Source organism: Gracilibacillus phocaeensis, from assembly GCF_900626275.1.
Taxonomy (GTDB): Bacteria; Bacillota; Bacilli; order Bacillales; family Amphibacillaceae; genus Gracilibacillus; species Gracilibacillus timonensis.
In genome coordinates this window covers 903387-926276 of record NZ_LR131144.1, presented here as the reverse complement: position 1 = coordinate 926276, position 22890 = coordinate 903387, and the positions used below count along the sequence as shown (strand labels likewise).

Annotated in this window: 27 protein-coding genes; 4 read left to right on the top strand and 23 right to left on the bottom strand. The window is 39.9% G+C overall.

Annotation, left to right across the window (positions count from 1 at the left end):
- Positions 1-10: 10 nt before the first annotated feature.
- A complete protein-coding gene (blaI, locus tag E0E32_RS12260) occupies positions 11-397 on the top strand; it encodes a penicillinase repressor BlaI (protein ID WP_066193129.1) in 387 nt (128 codons plus the stop codon).
- Positions 398-615: 218 nt separating this feature from the next.
- Here the strand turns inward: blaI and scpB are convergent, their stop codons facing one another.
- The gene (gene scpB / locus E0E32_RS12255) at positions 616-1197 is read right to left on the bottom strand and encodes an SMC-Scp complex subunit ScpB (protein ID WP_066193127.1); all 582 of its coding nucleotides are present in this window, start codon (positions 1195-1197) and stop codon (positions 616-618) included.
- A 26-nt stretch (positions 1198-1223) separates the two neighbouring features.
- Positions 1224-1955 carry a segregation/condensation protein A gene (locus tag E0E32_RS12250; protein ID WP_066193124.1) on the bottom strand — a complete coding sequence of 244 codons (732 nt, stop codon included), beginning with the start codon at positions 1953-1955 and terminating at the stop codon, positions 1224-1226.
- Positions 1956-2300: 345 nt separating this feature from the next.
- Here E0E32_RS12250 and E0E32_RS12245 point away from each other — a divergent pair, with 345 nt between their 5' ends.
- A complete protein-coding gene (locus E0E32_RS12245) occupies positions 2301-2384 on the top strand; it encodes a YjcZ family sporulation protein (RefSeq protein WP_066193122.1) in 84 nt (27 codons plus the stop codon).
- A 45-nt stretch (positions 2385-2429) separates the two neighbouring features.
- Here E0E32_RS12245 and E0E32_RS12240 read toward each other — a convergent pair whose 3' ends face one another.
- The 12 genes from E0E32_RS12240 to deoB all read right to left on the bottom strand — a co-directional run bounded on the left by E0E32_RS12240 (position 2430) and on the right by deoB (position 14464).
- The gene (locus tag E0E32_RS12240) at positions 2430-2795 is read right to left on the bottom strand and encodes a GNAT family N-acetyltransferase (protein WP_066196468.1); all 366 of its coding nucleotides are present in this window, start codon (positions 2793-2795) and stop codon (positions 2430-2432) included.
- A 404-nt stretch (positions 2796-3199) separates the two neighbouring features.
- The gene (locus E0E32_RS12235) at positions 3200-3634 is read right to left on the bottom strand and encodes a peptidylprolyl isomerase (protein WP_066193120.1); all 435 of its coding nucleotides are present in this window, start codon (positions 3632-3634) and stop codon (positions 3200-3202) included.
- Positions 3635-3646: 12 nt separating this feature from the next.
- A complete protein-coding gene (lysA, locus tag E0E32_RS12230) occupies positions 3647-4945 on the bottom strand; it encodes a diaminopimelate decarboxylase (RefSeq protein WP_130859855.1) in 1299 nt (432 codons plus the stop codon).
- A gap of 288 nt (positions 4946-5233) precedes the next feature.
- Positions 5234-6685, bottom strand: coding sequence for a spore germination protein (locus E0E32_RS12225; RefSeq protein ID WP_066193116.1), 1452 nt, complete (start codon positions 6683-6685; stop codon positions 5234-5236).
- A gap of 14 nt (positions 6686-6699) precedes the next feature.
- Positions 6700-7131, bottom strand: a complete 432-nt coding sequence (locus E0E32_RS12220) for a stage V sporulation protein AB (RefSeq protein ID WP_066193113.1) — start codon at positions 7129-7131, stop codon at positions 6700-6702.
- A complete protein-coding gene (locus tag E0E32_RS12215) occupies positions 7124-7741 on the bottom strand; it encodes a stage V sporulation protein AA (RefSeq protein ID WP_066193112.1) in 618 nt (205 codons plus the stop codon). Before E0E32_RS12215 ends, E0E32_RS12220 begins: the two co-directional genes overlap by 8 nt.
- Before the next feature lie 979 nt (positions 7742-8720).
- On the bottom strand, positions 8721-9467 hold the full coding sequence (gene sigF, locus E0E32_RS12210) for an RNA polymerase sporulation sigma factor SigF (RefSeq protein ID WP_392388598.1): 747 nt from the start codon (positions 9465-9467) through the stop codon (positions 8721-8723).
- A 9-nt stretch (positions 9468-9476) separates the two neighbouring features.
- Positions 9477-9917 carry an anti-sigma F factor gene (gene spoIIAB, locus E0E32_RS12205; protein ID WP_066193111.1) on the bottom strand — a complete coding sequence of 147 codons (441 nt, stop codon included), beginning with the start codon at positions 9915-9917 and terminating at the stop codon, positions 9477-9479.
- Positions 9914-10267: an anti-sigma F factor antagonist gene (gene spoIIAA, locus E0E32_RS12200; protein ID WP_066193107.1), complete on the bottom strand. Its 354-nt coding sequence runs from the start codon at positions 10265-10267 to the stop codon at positions 9914-9916. Before spoIIAA ends, spoIIAB begins: the two co-directional genes overlap by 4 nt.
- A gap of 140 nt (positions 10268-10407) precedes the next feature.
- A complete protein-coding gene (locus tag E0E32_RS12195; RefSeq protein ID WP_078060229.1) occupies positions 10408-11556 on the bottom strand; it encodes a D-alanyl-D-alanine carboxypeptidase family protein in 1149 nt (382 codons plus the stop codon).
- 414 nt (positions 11557-11970) lie between these two features.
- The gene (locus E0E32_RS12190) at positions 11971-13272 is read right to left on the bottom strand and encodes a pyrimidine-nucleoside phosphorylase (protein WP_130859854.1); all 1302 of its coding nucleotides are present in this window, start codon (positions 13270-13272) and stop codon (positions 11971-11973) included.
- A 16-nt stretch (positions 13273-13288) separates the two neighbouring features.
- Entirely contained in the window at positions 13289-14464 is a 1176-nt protein-coding gene (gene deoB / locus E0E32_RS12185) for a phosphopentomutase (protein WP_066193103.1), read from the bottom strand.
- 757 nt (positions 14465-15221) lie between these two features.
- Between deoB and E0E32_RS22270 the strand changes: the two genes are divergently transcribed.
- Positions 15222-15503: a hypothetical protein gene (locus tag E0E32_RS22270; RefSeq protein ID WP_165445024.1), complete on the top strand. Its 282-nt coding sequence runs from the start codon at positions 15222-15224 to the stop codon at positions 15501-15503.
- Between the two features lie 161 nt (positions 15504-15664).
- On the opposite strand, the gene xerD is transcribed toward E0E32_RS22270, so the two are convergent.
- The 6 genes from xerD to E0E32_RS12155 form a co-directional block, all read right to left on the bottom strand.
- A complete protein-coding gene (xerD, locus tag E0E32_RS12180; RefSeq protein WP_066196461.1) occupies positions 15665-16552 on the bottom strand; it encodes a site-specific tyrosine recombinase XerD in 888 nt (295 codons plus the stop codon).
- Positions 16553-16564: 12 nt separating this feature from the next.
- Positions 16565-16783 carry a DUF4227 family protein gene (locus E0E32_RS12175; RefSeq protein ID WP_066193099.1) on the bottom strand — a complete coding sequence of 73 codons (219 nt, stop codon included), beginning with the start codon at positions 16781-16783 and terminating at the stop codon, positions 16565-16567.
- A gap of 81 nt (positions 16784-16864) precedes the next feature.
- Complete coding sequence (gene fur, locus E0E32_RS12170; RefSeq protein WP_066193097.1) at positions 16865-17344, bottom strand: ferric iron uptake transcriptional regulator; 480 nt, start codon at positions 17342-17344, stop codon at positions 16865-16867.
- 101 nt (positions 17345-17445) lie between these two features.
- Positions 17446-18093 carry a stage II sporulation protein M gene (spoIIM, locus tag E0E32_RS12165; protein ID WP_066193095.1) on the bottom strand — a complete coding sequence of 216 codons (648 nt, stop codon included), beginning with the start codon at positions 18091-18093 and terminating at the stop codon, positions 17446-17448.
- An 82-nt stretch (positions 18094-18175) separates the two neighbouring features.
- Complete coding sequence (locus tag E0E32_RS12160; protein ID WP_066193093.1) at positions 18176-19339, bottom strand: endonuclease Q family protein; 1164 nt, start codon at positions 19337-19339, stop codon at positions 18176-18178.
- Position 19340: 1 nt separating this feature from the next.
- On the bottom strand, positions 19341-19886 hold the full coding sequence (locus E0E32_RS12155; RefSeq protein ID WP_130859853.1) for an NUDIX hydrolase: 546 nt from the start codon (positions 19884-19886) through the stop codon (positions 19341-19343).
- 185 nt (positions 19887-20071) lie between these two features.
- On the opposite strand from E0E32_RS12155, the gene E0E32_RS12150 reads away from it, so the two are divergent.
- The gene (locus E0E32_RS12150) at positions 20072-20986 is read left to right on the top strand and encodes an aldo/keto reductase (RefSeq protein ID WP_066193089.1); all 915 of its coding nucleotides are present in this window, start codon (positions 20072-20074) and stop codon (positions 20984-20986) included.
- A 510-nt stretch (positions 20987-21496) separates the two neighbouring features.
- Here the strand turns inward: E0E32_RS12150 and E0E32_RS12145 are convergent.
- The 3 genes from E0E32_RS12145 to E0E32_RS22265 are packed head-to-tail and all read right to left on the bottom strand — an operon-like array spanning position 21497 to position 22782.
- Complete coding sequence (locus E0E32_RS12145) at positions 21497-21811, bottom strand: iron-sulfur cluster biosynthesis family protein (protein ID WP_066193088.1); 315 nt, start codon at positions 21809-21811, stop codon at positions 21497-21499.
- A gap of 13 nt (positions 21812-21824) precedes the next feature.
- A complete protein-coding gene (locus E0E32_RS12140; protein ID WP_130859852.1) occupies positions 21825-22613 on the bottom strand; it encodes an SDR family NAD(P)-dependent oxidoreductase in 789 nt (262 codons plus the stop codon).
- A 10-nt stretch (positions 22614-22623) separates the two neighbouring features.
- The gene (locus E0E32_RS22265; protein WP_165445023.1) at positions 22624-22782 is read right to left on the bottom strand and encodes a hypothetical protein; all 159 of its coding nucleotides are present in this window, start codon (positions 22780-22782) and stop codon (positions 22624-22626) included.
- Between the last annotated feature and the right edge of the window lie 108 nt (positions 22783-22890).

Here is a 22890-nt window from a genome sequence, read left to right as displayed (position 1 = left end):
GGGGGGGAACATGATGGAAGAAGTACCAAGTATTTCTGAAGCAGAATGGGAAGTAATGAATGTCCTGTGGGAAAAATCACCACAAACAGCAAATGATGTGATCACTTCCCTGCAGGGGCCAAAAGATTGGAAAGCTAAAACGATACGCACATTGTTAGATCGATTAGTACAAAAAGGTGTTGCAGGTGTGAATAAAGAACAGCGGGTCTATACCTTTTATCCGCTGTATTCACAGGATAAATGCCAGCGTGCCGAAGCAGAATCCTTCATTAAGCGAATCTACGGAGGTACGGTAAAATCAATGCTTGTTCAATTCATGGAAGAAGATTCCTTATCTGAAGAGGATATTGAGGAATTAAAATCGATTTTAGATGAAAAACCGAAAAAGGAAAAATAACCTATATAAGTTGAATGAAATCATTTCTCATGGATCGGATAAGTAAACACGTCTTTAATTGCATGATTTCCTGTTAATACCTCGTTTGATCCATTCGTGTGAATGGATCAAGAACTCACACGGTTCTGGTTCAAGCAAGTTCATCAACCATAATGGAGCTTGTTATGTCACGGATGTACCATGATATAACAAGCTCCATTTAGCGAAAAAATCTTGCCCTAATTTTCCATATCTTTAAGCTGATCAAAGAATAGATCGGCTTCTTGTTCTATGTCTACCTCATCAAAGTTGTCTGGCAATGGAGGCAAATCATCGATGGAACTGAGGCCAAAATAAGTGAGAAAATCAATGGTCGTTCCAAACAATATCGGGCGGCCAATACCTTCCTTCCTTCCAACTTCCTCAATCAACGCTCTAGATATCAACGTCTGTAAAGGCCGTTCACTCTTCACTCCTCTAATTTCTTCGATCTCTGTGCGGGTAATAGGCTGCAAATAAGCGATAATAGCCAATGTTTCTAATGCCGCCTGTGAAAGCTTCGTGTGTACTTTTGTTTCTTTGAACTTTGAATAGTACTCACTATGTTCCGGTTTGGTCGTTAAAAACAGCATATTTTGTGATTCCATCAACATGATTCCACGAATCGAATGTTCATACTCAAACTTTAATTCATTTAACATGTGTTCCGCCATATCCTTATCTAGGTCTAAGACCTTGCGCAATTCATTTTTACGAATGCCTTCATCGCCCGCAGCAAAGATCAAACCTTCCATCACTGCCTTCATTTCATGAATATCCAATTTGACTACCTCCGTATTTTGTATGTTCACTCATGCTGATAAGGATAAACGATTAATTCCTCTAAGTTATTTTCCTGCTTACAGTTTATCTGTCTTTGTTTCATTAATTCTAATACAGCCATAAACGTTACCACTACAAAGGTACGGGTTTTCGTTACAAATAAATCCGTAAATAAAACAGGATGATCTACCTGATGTACCTTCGTCATGATTTCCTCCATTCGTTGCTCGATTGGGATCTCTTGTCGCTGAACAGAGGTCTCCATCGGCCGGTTCCATTTACGTCGCTCCAAGACTTTGCCAATCGCCTCTATCATATCGTACATATTAGCGCCGCCTTCTGGTAATGACTGGGTTTCATCAACCTGTAAGTCAAGAGGAGGACGCGTATGTATCTGGCTTTGTTCAGCTTCCCGTTCCTTGAGGTGCATGGCAGCTTCTTTGTATTTACGGTATTCAATTAACCGTCTCATCAAATCCTCTCGCGGATCTTCTTCATACTCCTCTTCGACTTCTACAGTAGGATTCGGCAATAATAACTTACTTTTAATCTCTAATAAAGTAGCCGCCATCACCAAATATTCGCTGGCAATATTCAATTCTAATTCCTGCATCGTATGAATGTACGTTAAATATTGAGAGGTTATCTCTGACACAGGTATATCATAAATATCGATCTCGTATTTATTAATGAGATGGAGCAATAAATCTAATGGTCCCTCAAATGATTCTAATTTTACTTGATAATGGACAGACATAACATACCTCCATGCCTTGTGAACTTCTCACCCAGTATAGCATTTTTTCTTGAAATAATACAGAATATCAGGAATAAGACGCTTTTTTGCGCAACATAAAACGCCCGAACCAGACGACATAGGACAAACGCAGTTGTGATAATGATGGTTCACCATGAGATAAACCAGACAATGCCACCACATATAAGACCGTAAAACTTTCACTGACGGCGATCTTGCTTCATATAGCAAATAGTTGATTCGTTGTTTTTTTCTCTATACAGGATAAGCGCCTATACGATTTGAGTGGATTGACATACGCTATTAGCAAGAAAGTTAAAACAAACAGAATGAGGAGGTCACTACATGTCATCTGGATACGGCGGCGGATTCGCTCTAATCGTTGTTTTGTTTATTTTGTTAATCATTGTCGGTGCAGCGTGGTGCTAATAACACGATAAAGAACCTTTGCCAGCGCAAAGGTTCTTCCTATCTTTATTCTTTAGGTGTTTCTTTACACTTTTCGAAAAATTTCCTAGTGACATCATTTGCAACCAATTTATAAGGAGAACCATAATGCTTCTGCAATTCGTCCACCATTTTCTTCCCGATTCCTGAATTGCGATGCGACGGTGTTACACTGATATGCTGAATAATTGCTTGATGGTTGTCTTGGTCAAGCCTTACCCCTATAGCACCAAGCACATCGTCCCCTTCTTTCCAAAGAAACAGCTGCCAATCCTCGTTCACTTCATACTCCTGAATGGTATCTTGCAACTTCTTAACCTCTTTTTCAGCAGGCATAAACGAAAGTAAACCCATGGCTATCTTTTCTGATCGTTTCTTAAAACGTATTAACATATTGAATCCCTCATTATTCATAACAATTCATCCATAGCTATGTTATGTTTTGATCTAAAAAGTCGTTACTAGTACTGTGTGTTACAAAAGCTCGACATTCGATGCTTCCTTTTTTGGACTTTTTGAACATCCTCTATTATATCCAATTACTATGGTGAAAATACGATACCAAACCAATAATAACTACCCCAGGCGATACTTATTAACAAGAGAATGGTAAATAGTAATATATTTTTCTTGCGCAAGGTGCACACTTCCTTTAGGGTGCATTTTATTGCTGATTACAGACAATGAAGCTTCATTGTTGAATGAATTGGACAAACAGAGGTCGTCCATCATTCTTTCAACCTTTCACCTTACCATATTATAACGCCTTTCAGATGTCAATACTATTTATTGTTCTTTTATACTTCTGAAACTCTTACTGTTTTCATGGCATCTCCTTGACGGATACGTAATACGGTATCTAGTCCTTCTGTTACTTGACCAAAAACCGTATGCACACCATCTAAATGAGGCTGTGGTTCATGAACAAGGAAAAATTGACTTCCACCCGTATCTTTACCAGCATGTGCCATAGATAGTGATCCAGCCACGTGTTTATGTGGATTACCTTCTGTTTCACATTTAATCGTATAGCCTGGTCCACCCATTCCTGTACCTGTTGGATCACCGCCCTGTGCAACAAAGCCAGGGATCACCCGGTGAAAGATAACACCATCGTAAAAGTTCTCATTTGCTAATTTCTCAAAATTGGCTACGGTATTCGGTGCAGCCTCTTCATATAGTTCTATCACAATTCTTTCACCATTTTCAAATTCGATAATTGCTTGTTTCATTTTCTTTTCCCCCTATTCGTATGATAGATCGTTTTGCACCATATCTTCATACGATTCTCGTTTAATCACTAGTTGGTCTTGTCCATTCTCTACAAATATAACGGCTGGCTTTGGAAATCGGTTATAGTGGCTTGACATAGAATAACCATAGGCACCCGTTGAAAAAACGGCTAATATATCCCCAGCTTCTGTCTCGGGTAATGCGATATCCCATATTAACATATCTCCCGATTCACAGCATTTCCCTGCTATTGACACCTCTTCTTCTTCTGTTGCATTCATTTTATTCGCAATAACGGCGTCATATTTCGCTTGATAAAGGGCTGGCCTCAGGTTATCCGTCATCCCACCATCAACGGAAACATACTTACGTACATGAGGTATTTCCTTTATTGATCCAATCGAATAGAGCGTTACACCGGCATCGCCAACAATAGATCGGCCTGGTTCTATCCATATCTCTGGCAATGGCAGCTGGTAGGTTTCTACCTGTTCTTTTACCTTATCAACCAGTGCTCTAACGTAATTAGGACGCGGTAGTGGTTTATCCTCATCGGTATAGTGAATACCAAAACCTCCACCTAAATTGATTACTTCTGCAACATAACCATGCTGTTGTTTCCAATCATGTAAGGTTTGGAACAGCCGTGCCACTGCCAAGGTAAATCCATCGGTTTCAAATATTTGTGAACCAAGATGACAATGTAGTCCTTTCAGATCGATGGAATCTATTTCCTTAAGCTGCTTCATAGCTTCTTCGGCCTGTCCATTGGTTAAATCAAAGCCGAATTTTGAATCCTCATTACCAGTCAGAATATAATCATGGGTGTGTGCCTCAATACCTGGCGTAACTCGAATAAGGACCTCCATTGTTTTCTGCTGTTCCTTTAATACTTGCTGTAATAAATGAATTTCATGGAAATTATCGACGACAATACAGCCGATATTGTTGGTAACGGCCATTGAAATTTCCTGATAACTTTTATTATTACCATGCATATGTATTTTTTTAACAGGAAATCCGGCCTGAATGGCTGTGTATAACTCCCCTTGGGAAACAACATCCAGACTAAGCTGTTCCTGCTTGGCGACTTGGATCATCGCAATAGCAGAGAATGCTTTACTTGCATAAGCAACCTGAGCTTGTACGCCTAGCTCTTTAAAGGTTTCTACAAAAGCCCGTGCATTATTCCGTACTTTATTTATATCATATACGAACAAAGGCGTGCCATATTTTTTTGCTAATTCTACACTATCTAAACCATTAATAAGTAAATGGCCTTGTTCATTTGTCTGAGCGTCATGCTGCATTCTACCACCTGCTTTCTCTGTCTCTTTATTTAGATATCAAACAAAAATCCCCCATCCCTATCTTGTCCCATGGAAAGACAGGTTGACAAGGGATACATCCGATTTGAAAATCCCCACCATTAGTGATGGGTTAAAACAGCCATATACTGCCCATTGTCCCGCCAAGCGGTTGACACTAGGAACAATGGGTAGCACTTTCGACCGTTGCTACTAAATAGTTTGTAAGCTCATAAAGTATAAAATAAATTTATCATAGGCTTTCGTTTAGTTCAAGTTTTACTTTCTAAGTTATGCTTGTTTTTGTGTATTTTTTGTACGAACAATACTTGGCCTCGATTTGGATAGCGGCATTGCTACTCGGAACATAATCTGCCACATTGCTTTCGCATTAAATGGAATAAACGGCCATAAATAAGGAGTTTGCAACGATTTTTTTGCTGCTAAAAACAAAATAAATAACGTAATACCTAACATGAAACCAGTTACTTGAAAAAGGGCAGTCACGATGACTAAGGTTAATCGGATGATTTTATTAGCGACACTGAGTTCATAACTTGGTGTGGTGAAAGAACCAATAGCACTAATTGAAACATAAAGAATGACCTCGGAACTAAATAGTCCAACTTCGATCGCAATTTCCCCGATTAATACAGCGGCAATCAACCCCATTGCTGTTGATAACGGGGTCGGGGTGTGAATCGCCGCCATACGCAGGAACTCAATCCCGATATCGGCCATTAAAATCTGCACCACAATCGGAACATTTCCTACTTCGTTCGGACCGATAAACTGTAATTGTTCAGGTAGCAAGGTAGGTTCTAATACCACCAGTAGCCATAACGGCAGTAAAAACAACGAAGCAAAGATGCCCATAAATCGAACCCAGCGCACAAACGTCCCTACGGCAGGTGACTCACGATATTCTTCTGCATGCTGTACGTGGTGAAAGAAAGTGGTTGGCACAATGATCATGCTGGGAGAAGTGTCCACCATGATAAGTACGTGTCCCTCAAACAAGTGAGCTGCAGCCACATCCGGACGTTCGGTATATCTCACTAACGGATATGGATTCATACCTTGGTGCACCAAATATTCTTCCACTGTTTTATCAGCCATCGAGAGTCCATCTACTTTAATCTGTCCGAGTTCATTTTTAATTAATTCGATCAAACCAATATCTGCTACATCCTGTATATAAGATATACAGATATCCGTTTTAGATCGTTCCCCTACTTGAAGCATCTCATGACGCAGCCTTTCATCACGTATTCTTCTCCTAGTCAGGGCCGTATTCTCAATGATATTCTCCGTGTAGCCATCCCTTGAACCGCGAACTACCTTTTCTGTGTCTGGCTCCTCAGGTGTTCGGCCAGGATAATGTCTAACATCGACAATAAAACATTCTTCTTGGTCATCAGCAAAAATAACCAATAAACCTGACAGCATTTGATCGACTGCCTCATCCATTGTTTTAGCCTTCTCCACCTGCTGATGTACAATTCGATTATTCAGCTCTTGATAGAGATCGCTGTTTACTTCTTCCTCATCATTTATGGAAACCAGTTTCTTAATCACTTCGATAACAAATTCATCATCGACTAAGCCTGTAACATAATATAGCTGGACCTTCCTTTTTAAGACAATCAACTCGCGAAATCCGATGTCAAAGGATACATCAATCCCAAGGTGATTTGTTAAATATTGTTGATTTTTTGTAATCGAGCGATCAATTTTTTTCATAAATAACGTCCTTTTTAGATAATTTCAACAAATAAAAGCCAATGAAAGAGAGAACCGATAATCTTTCCTATGACAATGGCCATTAATAGCCATAATAATTCTTTATCGATACCAAGTCGTTTCATCAATATGGGGAAAACATTCAATACTTCCGTTAATGCAGCGGCCAGCATGCCAATAAATATGCCATGTAGCAATCCCCATAAACTGAGCAACGGCAATGGCAAAGCAATCGTCCAGTCTGTAAAGGTAAAATAAGTACCTAACAGTGCACCGATAATCACGCTGAATTGATAAGCAGGCAAACTTTGATGCGATTTACTCAGTTGAATAAGCCTGGGAATAATACCCAATACCGTTAAAAAGGCTACAAACCCTGAACCGACTACTAATCCCGAGCCAAGTCCTATTAGTATTTGTGCACTAATAAGGATTAATTCAGACATCACGGTGTTTGTTCAGTCCATTTTCATGCTGTACTACATATTGATCAAGGTCCTGTTGATAATTGAATACTTCAATTTCCAGCGGACTTGGTTCTTCATTGAATCGTTTTTTGAAGATGTGATTAAAGAACAATATCATCCCCAAGCCCAGTCCGAAGGAATACGGAATTTGCAACCAAAGTGGTTTGTTCACCTTTTCACCGGTCAACAAGTAATAAATACCTTGATGGACTTCTTCCATGCTGACATCATAATGGAAATTAATAATCGCCATGGCGGAACCCACACACATAAGCAGCCATATAAAGGCGATTAACAAAATAGGTACTTTTTTTGTTTGTTTTTTCACTTCAATAATCACTTGATTTGCACCTAATAATTCAATGGTGAGCAAGGGATATGCCTGCACCAAAACTTCCAACAACTGAAATCCATCTATTACCGATATGCTTTTGTCTGCTTCCGTGATGTGATAGATAGGTAAGTCCTTCAGATCGGTTAAATAATCGATATTTCCTGTGATAAAGGCGATATCTTTTAAGTAAATTTGCTGGTCTTTTTCTGCCGATATTTTCTTTTTGAGACGGACATATACTTTATCCTCGGCCATATAACATCATCCTTTAAATGGTTTATCTTAGTATGATGAAGATGTGGGAAATTCATGCATGCAAGATCGATTGAAAAATGTTTTTGGGAGGCTCTTTTATCTGCTATCGATCGATATAGTGGATGATGTTAAGTAGTTCGCTTTTCTGAGTGATGAGCTTGATCGTTTTATCTGTGCGAAACAAGCGCTGCGGGAATATGGCTCAACAATGGTTATCACTGCGAGCATGAAGCATTCTAGATACTGCAAGGCATGTATCGCCTTATGACTTTTATATTGGAAACATAGGAGGTATCACAGTGATTGATCCATGCAAAAATCATTGCACCTACCATAAAATAGATAACTTATAAAATGGTTCTTGTGACGATATAAGTTGAACGAATAAATATAACAAAACGTGTGACAAGCAAGTTTTTGCTCGCATGATTTCCTGCTAATACCTCGTTTGATCCATTTACGCAGTATGATGAGATAATCACACGAATGGATCAAGAACACATAGCAGATGCATGAGAATTTATTTCACTCAACTGATATAGAACGATGATGGTGAAGGAAGTTTTATTTCTTAGCCTCAGCAAAAAATCAAGCATACAAACAGGATTTCGTATCAGATCACCGTCATGCTAATTCTTGCTAGAAGTGTGGAATTATTATTCCTTAGCGTAGACCAATCACCTAGACGGGTAAGTCATTCGCAGGTTAAACCCATGACGTCCAGTCACAACACCTGCACTTTACATTTCCTGTACATTGCGGCATGAGCGGAAGTTCCACTTGAAAAAGCAATGGTAAGGCCACTTTATCGGTATTTATCAGAGGTGGTGATTTTTTAGTGCATTGGCATGGATTCCATTTCAATTATTTGGCCCCCGTTTAAAGAGCTAAACCGCTTCATAGGTGAATTTTACAAACAAAAAAATCGAACATAGACTCCTTTCGAGGAGCACTGTCCGATTTTTTCTAGCGGAACATGTTAGGTTAGCATTTCTGTTTTTATTTTATCCAAAATCTTTTTTTCGATCCGTGACACTTGCACTTGTGATATGCCCAATCGATCCGCTACTTCGGTTTGGGTTTGGTCCTTGTAATAGCGTAAATAGACGATTAATCGCTCCCGTTGATCTAAGTCATTGATAATCTGTTCAATAGAAAGTCTATCAAACCAGTTATCATTCATATCTGCAATTTGATCTAGTAAGGTGATGGGATCACCATCATTTTCATAAACCGTTTCGTGTATCGATTGCGGCTTTTTGATGGCTTCTTGTGCATGAATTACATCTTCTGGCGTCAGCTCCAGTTCATCGGCAATTTCTTGAATCGTAGGTGCCCTTGAGAATTGCTTCGTAAGCTCGTCTTGCGCCTTTCTGATCTTATTTCCAATCTCCTTCAATGATCGGCTTACCTTCAAACTTCCATCATCGCGAATAAATCGTTGAATTTCACCAATAATCATCGGTACCGCATAAGTTGAGAATTTCACCTCGTAACTCAAGTCAAACTTATCAATTGATTTAAGCAAACCAATACAGCCAATTTGAAACAAGTCATCTTGATCATAACCTCTATTCAAAAATCGCTGTACAACAGACCAAACTAATCGTATATTCTTTTCAACGAGGATGGCTTTGGCTTCTTCATCGCCTTTTTGACTCAATTGAATATATTGTTTGACCTCATGATCACTTAATGGTGATGTCTTTGACATTTGTGTTTTCATAGGCATCACCTACTTACACATGCTCTTGATGGTTTGAAATTGTTTGGTCATATTTATTTTTGTACCTTCTCCTGGATGGGATGTAATGCTAATACGATCCATGAAATTCTCCATAATGGTAAAACCCATCCCCGAACGCTCTAATTCTGGTTTGGAGGTATACAAAGGCTCTTTGGCTAAATCAACATTATCAATCCCGATTCCTTCATCAGCGATGGTTATTGATAAAAAATCATCCGTTAACGAACAACGAATATAAATATCTTGATTGGGATCATCTTCATATCCATGAATAATTGCATTGGTAACTGCTTCAGATACGACTGTTTTGATTTCGGTTAATTCATCCATATTAGGATCGATCTGCGAGACGAAGGAGGCTACGGCAATACGTGCAAAGGACTCATTGGCACTAATACTCTTAAACTTCAGTTCCATTGCATTATTCATGACGCCACCCCCAAACTGGTTAATGCGAAATGTTCATCTGCTTCTAACCGGACAATCTTAAAGAGGCCCGACATATTGAATAATCGTTTGACGGGCGGATTGACGGAACAGACGATCATTTCGCCACCAATTTGTTTAATTTCCTTATAACGGCCTAATACCACGCCCAAACCAGAACTATCCATAAAATGGAGTTTATTCAAATTAAGTACGACATGTTTAATGTTGCCTGTTTGTATTCTTTGTTGCCACTCTAATTTCAGCTTGGCAGCGGAATGATGATCCAATTCACCATCTAATCGAACAATTAAGACATCCTCCATAACTGAAAATTGTGATTGTAATTGCATGATAGTTCCCTCCCATTTTTTTCGATAACTCTTTTTTCTATTTTTCATTCGTATAATCCTGCCACCTGACAAAACTAGAAACTATTCGGCGAAACTAGTAATGATTCGACTTTATTTCTCTTTCACTCCATACATTCCTATTACAAGTGAAAAAAGGAACGAAAGGTACGTTTAAATAACTGAAATAAATTAGCCTGCTCCATATCCTCTAATAAAACCAAATCCGTTTCGCTTAATACTTCTTCTCCATTTTTTACCACAAGTTTACCCACGGTTGTCCCCTTCGTCAGCGGTAAGTGGATATCTTGATCGATGGTAATTTGTGTGTCCATATTATCCATATTTGTACCTTTGGCATATAGAATCGATACACTGTCGCTCGTAGCAACATCCACCTTATTTTTATCTGCCTTTAGCCATTCAAACGACGTAACAACTTGATCCTTTTCAAAGAGAGACTTGGTTTGATATTGTGAATAAGCATAATTCAGCAGCTCAGTCACATCACTGTTGCGGTTTTTGGTATTATCTGACCCCATTACCACCGCAATCGTGCGCATACCATTTTTTTCTGCGGTTGCCGTTAAGCAGTATTTTGCTTCATTGGTATAACCGGTCTTTAAACCATCTACACCATCATAAAATTTAACTAGTTTATTAGTGTTCACCAACCAGAACTCATCTTCTGTTCCTTCCCGCAAATAATCCTCATAGATACCGGTATACTCGGTAATCTCCTGATGTTTCAACAAGGCCTTTGCCATAACTGCCATATCATGCGCCGTACTGTAATGATCATCTGCAGGCAAGCCTGTGGCATTTTGAAATTTGGTTGATGTCAAACCAAGTTCTTTTACTCTGGCATTCATTTTTTTTACGAAGGCTTCTTCGCTGCCTGCAATCCGCTCAGCCATTGCGACACTTGCATCATTTCCAGAAGCAACAGCAATCCCCTTTAGCAGATCATGTACGGTCATTTCTTCTCCAGCTTCTAAAAATATTTGCGAACCTCCCATAGAAGCTGCATGTTCACTCACTTGCACCGTTTCCGTTAACGTAATTTGTCCATCTGCCAGTGCTTCCATAATTAATAACATCGTCATAATCTTTGTCATACTTGCTGGAGGAAGCTTTTCCTCTGCATTTTTATCGTAAAGGATGGTTCCTGTATCCCTTTCCATTAAGATAGCTGACGTGGAGTGAGTGGCTAACTCTAGATTCTCTTCTTCCTTTTCGGCCGTCTCTTGCTGGGCTAATGCCATATTTGGAATGGATAGAAGCAGTAGCATGATGCATATGAAACGGATGATTGACTTTTTCAATCGATTCACCTCCAGAATAGTAACATCTCTATTTTTTCCAAATAAAACTAGAAATATAACTAGAAGTGCAAAAATCAGTAGAAAAGATCGTCACATAAAACGGGGATCAGATGAATTTTCTTAGAGGAGGTCATTCTACTAAGAAAATCGGGTGAAAAGCATCCTGAGCCTTTATCGCAAAACCAAGTCACTGCCGCTAAGTTAGGTGATGTCACGTTGCCCATGGGTAGGCTCCGCGTTCATGGGTTTGATTTGCAAGGTAAAACGCTTTCCCATCCCTATGTCCCTTTATTGCTAACAAAAAAAGAAGACAGGTCTGCTCTATCAGCAGCTGCCTTCTTGTTACAATAATATCTAAGTTAGTTGATGAAAAATGTTAGCTTACTTCACTACCCGGTAAATCATTTGTCTTGGTTCAGCAGGGCTTTGGGAAATAGTATAGGCTTGTTTGACAATCTCGCCTACTTCGTCTGCTTGATCCTTGTTACTGTGCAAAATGGCTAATGTATCTCCTTTTACAATAGAATCACCGATTTTCTTTTTCAAGGTAATGCCTACGCTATGATCAATCGTATCTTCTTTTGTGGCACGGCCAGCTCCTAAATGCATGGCCGCCAGACCGATTTTCTCTGCTGCCATCTCGTGAATATAACCATCTGTATGTGCCTTCACCTCTATATTATAAGAAGGTTGAGGAAGAAGGTTGAAATCATCGATAAACGCGGAATCTCCACCTTGTGCTTCGATAAAATCTTTGAAGCAGGCTAGTGCTTCACCATTATCCAGTTTTGCTTCTAAGGCTTGTACAGCAGTGTCATAATGATCATAAATACCTGCAATTAAGGTCATTTGAGCTGCTAACTCAACTGCTAATTCACGAAGGTCCGCAATCTTCTCTCCTTGTAATACCTGCATCGCTTCTTTTACCTCATTCGCATTGCCAACCTCGAATCCAAGTGGCTGATTCATATCACTAATCACCGCTATAGTTTGTCTGCCTAATTGGTTTCCAATGGTAACCATCGCTTCCGCCAATCGCTGAGAATCTTCTAATGACTTCATAAAAGCCCCTGAACCAGTTTTGACATCCAAAACAATGCCATCTGCTCCTGAGGCAATCTTTTTACTCATAATGGAACTGGCGATTAACGGGATGGAATCGACTGTTGCTGTTACATCTCTAAGGGCGTACAGCTTTTTATCTGCCGGTGCAAGATTACCAGTCTGACCGACAACAGCTAGTTTGTGACGATTCACATTATCAATAAATTGCTGATTGGTTAACTCCACTTTAAAACCTGTGATCGATTCCAATTTATCAATGGTTCCGCCTGTATGACCCAGCCCCCGGCCAGACATTTTCGCAACAGGGATGCCAGCAGCTCCTACTAATGGTCCGACAATAAAGGTCGTTTTATCGCCTACACCACCTGTTGAATGCTTATCAACCTTATGCCCTTGAATGGAACTCAAATCAATCGTGTCACCGGATGCAACCATATACTTCGTTAGATAAGCTATTTCTTCTTGCGACATGTCCTGATAATAAATGGCCATTAACAAAGCGGATACTTGATAATCGGGGATACTCTCATCTAAATAACCTTCAATAAAGTAGGCAATTTCTTGTTCAGACAAACTTTCGCCATTTCGTTTTCGTTCAATAATATCAATCATGCGCATGGTCAGATCCCCCTCTTTATTGGATATCTTTCAGAAAACTGGTTCCATATTCTGGCATTTTCACTGCAAAATTTTCAGCAATCGTTGCACCTATGTCAGCAAATGTTTTTCGTATGGGCAGGTTCTTTCCTTCTGTGATACCTTGATGATATATCAACAGTGGTACATATTCTCTCGTATGATCGGTACCGTGATGTGTTGGGTCATTACCATGATCAGCGGTTATGATTAATAGATCATCCTCTTTCAGCTTATCAAGCACTTCTGGTAAACGTTGATCAAATGTCTCTAACGCCTCCGCATATCCGTCTGGGTTACGTCGGTGTCCATATTTTGCATCGAAATCGACAAGATTTAAGAAATTTAGTCCATGAAACGGCTTATCCATCGATTGGATGAATTTTTCCATTCCGTCATCATTACCTGATGTTCGAATTGCTTCCGTTACCCCTTCTCCATCATAGATATCCGAGATTTTACCTAAGGCAATGACATCATAATTTTCATCCTCTAGTGCATTCATCACCGTATAACCAAATGGTTTGAGCGCATAATCGTGGCGGTTAGCCGTCCGTTCAAAATTTCCAGGTTCGCCAACAAACGGCCTAGCAATAACCCTGCCAATCATATATTTTTCTTCTTTGGTTATTTCCCTGCAGTACTCACAAATATCGTACAGTTCATTAACCGGAATAATGTCTTCATGCGCAGCAATCTGTAGAACGGAATCGGCAGAGGTATAAATGATTAAATCACCTGTTTCCATGTGCTGTTGCCCCAATTCCTTGATAATTTCCGTCCCTGAGGCGGGTTTATTACCGATCACTTTACGATTGGTTTTCTGCTCGATCCTGTCAATCAGTTCCTTAGGAAACTGTTCAAAGGTTCGAAATGGTGTCTCCATATAAAGGCCCATAATTTCCCAATGCCCGGTCATTGTATCCTTGCCATTGGAAGCCTCTTGCATTTTGGTATAATGCGCTTTTGGCGGCACTGCTGGAGCAACTCCTTTAATTTCTCTTATATTGCTTAGGCCTAGTTGACCGATAGCAGGCATATTTAATCCTTGTCGGTGCTCGGCAATATGACCAAGCGTATCTGCCCCGACATCATTAAATTGCTTTGCATCAGGTGCTTCACCGATACCAACAGAATCAAGTACAATCAAAAATACACGATTAAAATTTGTCATCTTTTTTCCCTCCTACTACTGCAATACCCTGTATTTACCGTTAGTATACCATATTATTTGAGACTATACGCAAGGATTTACGCATGAGCATTCGGCGAAAAGAAAAACCAAGTTCCCCCCTCCAGTCCTTTACCATAAACTCAGAGCAAGTAATAAACGGTAGTCAGCATGTTATTTTGATGATATAAGTTGAATGAAATAATAGGAGCAAAGACTTGCCTGTTACACGTTTTTGTTACATTTGTACGTTCAACTTATATAGTAATAAAGGACTGGGGTGGGTTTGCACAGTATTTCTTAAAAGATAAGAAAGTATAGAATTCTGAGTATGAAAGGATGTGGACCGATTTTGATCTTGAACGAATGGTGGTGCCGATAAGATGGATTATGTAAAGTAGCCCACTTTCCTTAGTGGTGAGTTTGACCGTTTTATCTGTGCAAAGCAAGCGCTCCGGAAATAAGTTCCGCTTTCCATGGGGCCGGCTTCAGCTAACTAAAAAGAAGAGCACTTTTTAGTGGATCTTCAGCTCGTCCTGGTCCCATAGGAGTCTCCACCTATTTCCTCCGCTGGGTAGCAGGACTACAATCGAATGACTGCTAAGATGAAGCGTTCCAGACACTATATTTCTGCCAATAAGAAAACCGCATAACCTTTTTCTGAGAACGGCTGGATCCTATGTTATGACTTTTATATTAGTACCGTGATCCATTACGCAGCCAAAGAATCAGTTGACGATTTTTTTCTTTTGCTACAACAGTGTCTAGGTACTTAGAACGCTTTCTCCTTGCAGAGATAACCATTGTTGTACGCCAATCTAGCGGAGGGAATAGGTGGAGACTCCTGCGAGAAAAGCGCAGTGTGAAGACCCCGCAGGAAGCGATCTTTGCTGACGAGGAGGCTGAGCCAAGCTCGCGGAAAGCGGAACCTATTTCCGGAGCGTTTCCTAGCACTGGCAAACAATCAACTTTACTACATGGAATAGATGGACTTGCCAATTTACATAATCCATCTTATCGGCAGTTCAGTGGCTACTTTTAGTTATGCGTCAAGGACCGGGCGAATTTTGCCCGGTTTTTCTTTAATGTTCTGAATAAGCTTTTGTATTCAACTACTGTAGATTTTTATATTTTGCTGAGGCAGAATGAAGAATGGAGCCTGGTAAAAGGTAGATTCCTTTTTGCCAGACTCCAAAAGTAGTGTTATGCCCTTGGATGGTGCGTTTTATAGATATCCTTTAGGCGTGTATTGGATACGTGGGTGTATATTTGTGTTGTCGAAATATCGGCATGTCCTAACATTTCCTGCACTACCCTTAAATCCGCACCGTTCTCCAATAAGTGAGTAGCAAAGGAATGGCGCAAGGTATGAGGAGAAAGCTCCTTTTCTACTCCTGCCTGTTTGGCAATCGTTTTAATAATCTTCCAGAAACCTTGTCGTGAAATCGGATTTCCATGGTGATTAACGAATACCGTTTCCGTTTGCTTTTTATGTACTAATTCCGGCCTTGCCGACTGCAAGTATTTCTCTATTGCGTCTTTGGCCATATCACCTAACGGTACAATGCGTTCTTTAGAACCTTTGCCAAAACAACGAACAAAACCCATGGTTAGATGCAGATCATTCATGGTTAACGAAATCAATTCGGTTACCCGTAATCCAGTGGCATATAATGTTTCCAGCATTGCCTTGTTTCTAATCGCAAATTTATCCACTGCCGGTATGTTTAATAACTTATCCACATCTGCCATTGACAATACTTTTGGCAGTGTGCGACCAGCCTTAGGCGTATCAATATGCAGACTAGGATCCTCTTTTATTTGATACTCTCTAATCAAAAACTGATGAAATAATCGCAAAGAAGACAATACCCTTGCAATGGTTGCAGAGGATCTGCCTTGATCATTCAAATGATATAAAAACTGCATGACTTCATGACGGGTGACTTGCTGCCAATTCTTCATCTGTCTACTTTCACGCAAAAAATCCAGGTAATTCCTTAGATCACGCTGGTATGCTTTTAACGTGTTCTCCGACAGACCTCGCTCGATGCGTAAATAATGAAAAAACTCTTCTACCGGATACTGCATTTCATCCATATTTTATTCTCCCAATCGAAAAAAAATACTCAGGCGTTTCCACATATCGGTTTCTTCCTGACTCATCACCTTTACTGCATTCCCTTGAGGAGACTCGTAACGATCTAACTTCTCATATTCACTATGAAACGCCCTTAATACATAATAAAACAATATGGTGCAGACTACAAATACTACAAAAATCTTTAGCAAATCAAGGCCTATTTTAACAACTGCATTCATGACATCTCGCTCCTAATAGAAAGGTTTATTCTAAAACATTCTCTCTATTAAAATTTATGCCATTAGATCAGAAAAATATACCTAATTTGCTGCTAATTTTTTCGCTTCACAATTTTGACAGATACGCTCTTGGCATGTTTGACAAATACCATGGAAGGTTAAACGGTGATCTTTGACAATAAAACCCCAGTCATCTTGAACAATACCTTCTACATCTCCTAATAGATCATCTGTTATTTCTTCGACAGATCCACACTCTGTACATACTAAATGATGATGGGAATGTTTCGCTCCTTCTTTTCTCAAGTCGTAGCGGGATACTCCATCACCAAAGTTTATTTTATCTACAATATCTAATTCCGTTAATAATTCCAAGGTTCGATACACCGTGGCCAGTCCTATTTCCGGTGATTTATCTTTCACCAATAAATAGACATCTTCCGCGCTTAAGTGATCTTCTTCTCGCTCTAATAATACTCTAACAGTCGCCTCACGCTGTGGTGTAAGCTTATAACTTTGTGCATGTAATTTCTTCTTGATACGGTCTAATCGATATTCCATAATAAAGACCTCCCTACATCTTCAATTATAAGTATTCTAATGTAGGATGTCAATTCAGATAATTATAAAAAGTTGATAATAATTATTATTAATTAATAATTTCATTCCATAGTCAGCTGGTCGGCAATGATTTTAATCGACTCAAAAGACACAAAAGATTCCATCAAAGCAGCGACAGCAATGATCAACATAAAACAGATAAAGGCAGTAGCATATCGAAAAAAGCTTGGAATCATCGGTCGTTTATACCGCTTCGAGAAGATACTTTGCAGAATGGAAATTGAGAATATCATCGCCAACGTACTTGCAATAATATAGATCGGAATGATAATCAAATTCTGGGCAGCAATACTTGCAAAGGAAAATAACAACCCTTTTGCACCTAATTGACTTACAAAGAAACCAACGGTAAAACCAACAGCAACCCCTTTGACAAATAACAACACCCAAATGATCGGCACTCCGATAACTGCAATTCCTAAAAAGAAGATAAGCGCCAAAAACTGTATATGATAAAACAAGGCATTTTTGAACAATTCTAGTTGAGAAACTCCATCTTCTTGGACATAACCTAAAAAGAATCGTTCTAAATAAAAAAACAAATCTTGTTTCTGTACGAATGTCATACTGTTGACAATGATAGCACCAAAGACAATCCCAGTCACAAACAAGATAATTGTAAACAAGTAAATCGTATGATATTTAACCATATGCTGTAAAATATTATTTTGCTTTTTAGGCAGCTGCATTGTGTTCACATCCTCCACTTTTGTTCTATTGCTACTCTATGATAATAGCTAGCGAAATAGAACAAACCTTAGTGGTAAAATATTATTCGAACACAACCTTACCATACCGCCCTCCCCCACCTGCTTGAATAGATAGTTTTCCTTGACGTAAGGCGATGATCAGCTGGACAAGCTTATCTGGAATCACTTCACCTAATTGTTTTATTGGGACATGGTGAATGATATTCATTTCTGTTCCGAAATGGACTAACAGTTGATCCAATGTTTTCGTCCCTAAGCCAGGTAAATATTCTAAAGGAGCTTGATAGAAATAATCTGGCCGATTCGTGTTGATCTGAAACGTGTCAGTTAACTCTTCCACCCGTTCTTTCACTCCTCTAATAAACTTAGAAGAGCTGCACTCCTTACATTTATCTGCCTTGAAAGGTGCCAAACATTTGGCACAAACCGTCGTATAATATTTCCCTAGTCTGGGATTCATGCCAAAATTAGTTGCAATTCGACAACCACTTTGTTGCTGCAGCGCCTGTTTTAAGGCTAAAAAGCTTGCCTCGTGCAGGATCAATTGCTGATACTCTCTGGCAATCTTCCCTAAAGAATGGGCATCCGAATTTGTTAAAAACGAATAGTTAGCTAATTCTTGCAGATGATCGGCCATGCTGGTATCGGCACTTAAACCAAGCTCCACAGCGTCGATTAAAGCAGGATGAAATACCTCTGTCAACGATCGATTCACACCCTTTCCATATAAACTTTTAAAAGGGGTAAAAATATGGGCAGGAATAAACAAGCCATCTAACTGCTTTACTTGTTCTTGAAGGGAAAGAGCACTGCCATAATAACGTTGTGAACTTAATTCAACATTCTTCATGTGTTGAGACAGCCAACCAGAGAACCTTTGCATAGTCTGAATATATGGAAAAAAACAGAGTACGTGAATCGGCCCATGACAATGTTGATCATAAATCTCGATTTCACTACCCAGCAACAGTGTTGTATCCTTAAACTGAATACCACCATGACTCTTCTCGTACGCCTTTCCATCAGCAATCAACTGCTTTATCTCCTGTAATACAAGTGGAGCGTGACAATCAATAACCCCAACGATATCTATTCCCTTTCGTTGACTGGCTTCCTCAAGGAGGTTGGTAATCGTTAACTGATCAGAAGCAGTTATCTTGACTGGCCCTCCTTGGATATTCCTTCCTACATGGATATGTAAATCCGCATAATAGGAATGCAGCATACTATTTCATTCCTCGCAACTTCAAATATAACAAGGCATAAACCGTCTTCGCATCGTGAATCTCTTGCTTTTCCACAAGCTCTTCTGTCTCTTCTAATGTTAATTCCATACGTTCAACAAATTCATCCTCATCCAGCAGCTTTGGCGTATCCAACACTTGTAATTGATCTGCCAAATACAAGTGAACAATCTCATCGGAAAATCCTGGGGAAGTATAAAATGATTGGATCAGTTGAAGGTGATCCGTCGTATACCCAGTCTCCTCCTCTAATTCACGAATTGCAGTAGTTTCTGGCTGCTCTCCTTCCTCCAGCTTGCCTGCTGGTATTTCAACAAGTGCTTTCTCTAATGGTTTACGATATTGTCTGACGAATACGATTTTATTCTCTTCCGTTAAGGCAATCACAGCAACGGCGCCGGGATGTTTCACCAGTTCACGCGTGGAAATTTCACCATTGGGTAGACTCACCTGATCAACTTGTACTTCAATAATTTTACCGTTAAAAATGGGCTTTGATTCTAAGGTCTTTTCTTCAAATGAATGCATCGCTAACTTCCTTTCTTGTTCTTTCCTTCTTTTATTGTAATTCTATCCGTGGATTTTGTACAATAAAGTGAGCCTGCTGTCTGACGGATGTTCGTCTCGCGATAAATATACGTGTTTTATTCTCCAAATGACGGGAATAGGCAAAGCAGGATCACAGTTTTCAGGAAGAAAGGAAGTTTTTTATCATGGAAAAACGAACATTAGGTAACACTTCTTTAGATGTGTCTACGCTTGCATTAGGCTGTATGTCATTAGGAACAGAAAAAAGACAAGCCGAACAAATCATGGATGCTGCCCTTGACTTGGGGATTAATTATTTGGACACAGCTGATCTTTACGATCAAGGTCGTAATGAAGAATTGGTTGGGGAAGTAATGAAACAAAAACGCAATCAATTTGTACTAGCTACCAAAGTTGGTAATCATCTGCAAGACGATGGCAGCTGGTTCTGGGATCCACGAAAGTCTTACATTAAAGAACAGGTAAAAACAAGCTTGCAGCGGCTACAGACAGACTATATTGATTTATATCAATTACATGGTGGCACGATAGAAGATCCGATAGACGAAACGATCGAGGCATTTGAAGAACTTGTTCAGGAAGGCGTAATCCGCTATTATGGTATTTCGTCAATCCGCCCCAATGTCATCGATCAATATATCAAGCATTCACAGATCAGTAGTATCATGATGCAATACAGTTTATTAGATCGGCGGCCGGAAGAGTTATTACCGACGATTTCCTCTCATTCCATCAGTGTGGTTACTAGAGGATCACTTGCCAAAGGTATGCTTAGTACAAAAGGGCAAGAGCTTGTTAACCGAAAAGGAGAGAAAGGCTACCTGGATTATGAGAAAGGAGAGTTAACCGATACCGTTCGTGCGCTTTCTAATTTATTAAGAGAGAGGCAAACCTTGACTGGTTTATCCTTACAGTATATCCTGAACCAGCCTGGAATAGCTTCTGTAGTTGCTGGCGCCAGCTCACCAAGCCAGTTAGAGGAAAACGTATATGCACTGGAACAATCATTTGACAATGAGCAATTCACGCAGGCCCAGCGAATCACCAAAGCCAGCCAGTATCAAGCACACCGCATTTAGGATATGCTCTACAAAAAGGGAGACATGCAACGATTGGACTTGCGATGTGTCCCTTTTTTGTATGAAAGAAAAGCAAATAAAATTTGGAGAGATGTTAAGTTGAAACGACCCGGCAATCCATAGCTTCTTTTGATTCGTAATAAAGGACCGGGCAGGGTTTTGCCCGGCTATTCTTATAAGATAAGAAAGTATATCATTTTGCATGAATAAATTTTTATTCAGGAACAGCCGTGTCCAGCTCCAGGCGCCAAACTTTAGAGATTTCACGACACGCCCTACGATAAGAAGACTTAGCGACTGGCAAGCCAATAGGCGCAGACAGAGCTAAAGTCGCACTTATGCCCTGCGGGTGAAAGTCAACATCGACTCCTCACGTCGCCGTGTTTCCTTTATCTCAGTTGCAACGCGCAGGTCTCTACGTTTTTAAGAGGGCGCTCCTGCGCTTTGCGTTCTTGCAATAAATGGAACTTGATGCAGAAAGACTAACAGGCGGAAGAAACTGCATCACAACTATACTGCTTGCACATGGATGAATGGGTTTAACATTTCTTCCGGACTGGAGAGGCGGAATGTGGCCCCGTTGTAATCCAACTTCATTTCCTTGTTAAAGAAAACCGCCTGCTGCTGTTGTATCACTACTTTTGCTTGATCACATACAATTGGTTCTTGTTTTGCGGACACTTCCTTGATCAATTGTATAGCAGGTACCCCATTGACGCCACACCCGCAATCATCTGTGTCATAGACTAAGGCAAGTAATATATGCTTGTCGCCTTTTAATTGATATAACTTTTCAAGTGCACGTTCCGTTATGGTTAATTGCATTTGTCTTGCCTCCCTATTTTTTATTAAATAGCCGTTTGCCAAATAGCTCTACCACCCTGGGTACGATCTGATATAATTTACTACCAGCCTGCATCCAAGCTGGCAGGTTAACCTCTCGTTTTCGGGTGAAAATCGCTTGCACTACCTTGGTTGCTACATCATCCGGGTTTAACATGTATCTAGCCACACTCTGTTGATATTGTCCAGAAGGATCAGCAGTGTCAAAAAAACTGGTAGACACAGGACCAATATTGACAGAAGTAACCCGTACCTTTCCATCTAGTTCCATCCGCAATGCATTCGAGAAACTGATAACACTCGCTTTGGTGGCACTGTAGACGGCTGATTTTGGTGTAGCTATCTTTCCTGCCTGTGAACCTATATTGATAATATGTGCGTCTGTCCCTTCAAACATGTGGGGTAATAGCTGATAGGTCGTAAAAAACAACGATCGGTTATTGAGAGTAACCATACGATCGATTCGTTCCCATTCCATATCCGTATAGCGATCAAAATAACCAATACCCGCATTATTAATGAGGACATCGATCCTGTTTAGCTCAGCAATCAAACCTTGCAAGATTTGCTCCCACTCTTGAAAATTGGTGATATCTACTACCCGTATGATTGGTTTCACCTGATAGCCGGCCGTTATCTGACTAGCGATTTTTTGCAATTTTTCTTGGCTTCTAGCCACCAATATAGGGATTCCCTGTTGTTCAGCCACTTGATAGGCAATCGCCTCCCCAATACCACCGGAAGCCCCTGTGATTAGTACATATTTCCCTTGTAGTTTGCTCATCCTGCTCCCCCTATCTATCCCATTTACATACAGCAGCTGGTGATCGTATCACTTCTTCTCCTGCTATCATATCATAGGCTCCCACCATCACCAAAACCGGCTGATTGATCTGACTAAGAACTATGCTTAAACCCGTCCGACTATTAATTACGAAAGCAATCCGGATCACGAACTGCAAGAAGATTGGTTATATAAAAAACGAGGCAAACTCTTTGCAGTTCAAAGACATTTACATTGACTTTTATATATTTTTTAAAGACAATACAAAGAAACACAG

Coding starts and splice junctions, on each gene's coding strand:
- blaI (WP_066193129.1), top strand. CDS start 11: ATGATGGAAGAAGTACCAAGTATTTCTGAAGCAGAATGGGAAGTAATG.
- E0E32_RS12250 (WP_066193124.1), bottom strand. CDS start 1,955: ATGTCTGTCCATTATCAAGTAAAATTAGAATCATTTGAGGGACCATTA.
- E0E32_RS12245 (WP_066193122.1), top strand. CDS start 2,301: ATGTCATCTGGATACGGCGGCGGATTCGCTCTAATCGTTGTTTTGTTT.
- E0E32_RS12240 (WP_066196468.1), bottom strand. CDS start 2,795: ATGTTAATACGTTTTAAGAAACGATCAGAAAAGATAGCCATGGGTTTA.
- E0E32_RS12235 (WP_066193120.1), bottom strand. CDS start 3,634: ATGAAACAAGCAATTATCGAATTTGAAAATGGTGAAAGAATTGTGATA.
- lysA (WP_130859855.1), bottom strand. CDS start 4,945: ATGCAGCATGACGCTCAGACAAATGAACAAGGCCATTTACTTATTAAT.
- E0E32_RS12225 (WP_066193116.1), bottom strand. CDS start 6,685: ATGAAAAAAATTGATCGCTCGATTACAAAAAATCAACAATATTTAACA.
- E0E32_RS12220 (WP_066193113.1), bottom strand. CDS start 7,131: ATGTCTGAATTAATCCTTATTAGTGCACAAATACTAATAGGACTTGGC.
- E0E32_RS12215 (WP_066193112.1), bottom strand. CDS start 7,741: ATGGCCGAGGATAAAGTATATGTCCGTCTCAAAAAGAAAATATCGGCA.
- sigF (WP_392388598.1), bottom strand. CDS start 9,467: ATGAAAACACAAATGTCAAAGACATCACCATTAAGTGATCATGAGGTC.
- spoIIAB (WP_066193111.1), bottom strand. CDS start 9,917: ATGAATAATGCAATGGAACTGAAGTTTAAGAGTATTAGTGCCAATGAG.
- spoIIAA (WP_066193107.1), bottom strand. CDS start 10,267: ATGCAATTACAATCACAATTTTCAGTTATGGAGGATGTCTTAATTGTT.
- E0E32_RS12195 (WP_078060229.1), bottom strand. CDS start 11,556: ATGCTACTGCTTCTATCCATTCCAAATATGGCATTAGCCCAGCAAGAG.
- E0E32_RS12190 (WP_130859854.1), bottom strand. CDS start 13,272: ATGCGCATGATTGATATTATTGAACGAAAACGAAATGGCGAAAGTTTG.
- deoB (WP_066193103.1), bottom strand. CDS start 14,464: ATGACAAATTTTAATCGTGTATTTTTGATTGTACTTGATTCTGTTGGT.
- xerD (WP_066196461.1), bottom strand. CDS start 16,552: ATGCAGTATCCGGTAGAAGAGTTTTTTCATTATTTACGCATCGAGCGA.
- E0E32_RS12175 (WP_066193099.1), bottom strand. CDS start 16,783: ATGAATGCAGTTGTTAAAATAGGCCTTGATTTGCTAAAGATTTTTGTA.
- fur (WP_066193097.1), bottom strand. CDS start 17,344: ATGGAATATCGATTAGACCGTATCAAGAAGAAATTACATGCACAAAGT.
- spoIIM (WP_066193095.1), bottom strand. CDS start 18,093: ATGCAGCTGCCTAAAAAGCAAAATAATATTTTACAGCATATGGTTAAA.
- E0E32_RS12160 (WP_066193093.1), bottom strand. CDS start 19,339: ATGCTGCATTCCTATTATGCGGATTTACATATCCATGTAGGAAGGAAT.
- E0E32_RS12155 (WP_130859853.1), bottom strand. CDS start 19,886: ATGCATTCATTTGAAGAAAAGACCTTAGAATCAAAGCCCATTTTTAAC.
- E0E32_RS12150 (WP_066193089.1), top strand. CDS start 20,072: ATGGAAAAACGAACATTAGGTAACACTTCTTTAGATGTGTCTACGCTT.
- E0E32_RS12145 (WP_066193088.1), bottom strand. CDS start 21,811: ATGCAATTAACCATAACGGAACGTGCACTTGAAAAGTTATATCAATTA.
- E0E32_RS12140 (WP_130859852.1), bottom strand. CDS start 22,613: ATGAGCAAACTACAAGGGAAATATGTACTAATCACAGGGGCTTCCGGT.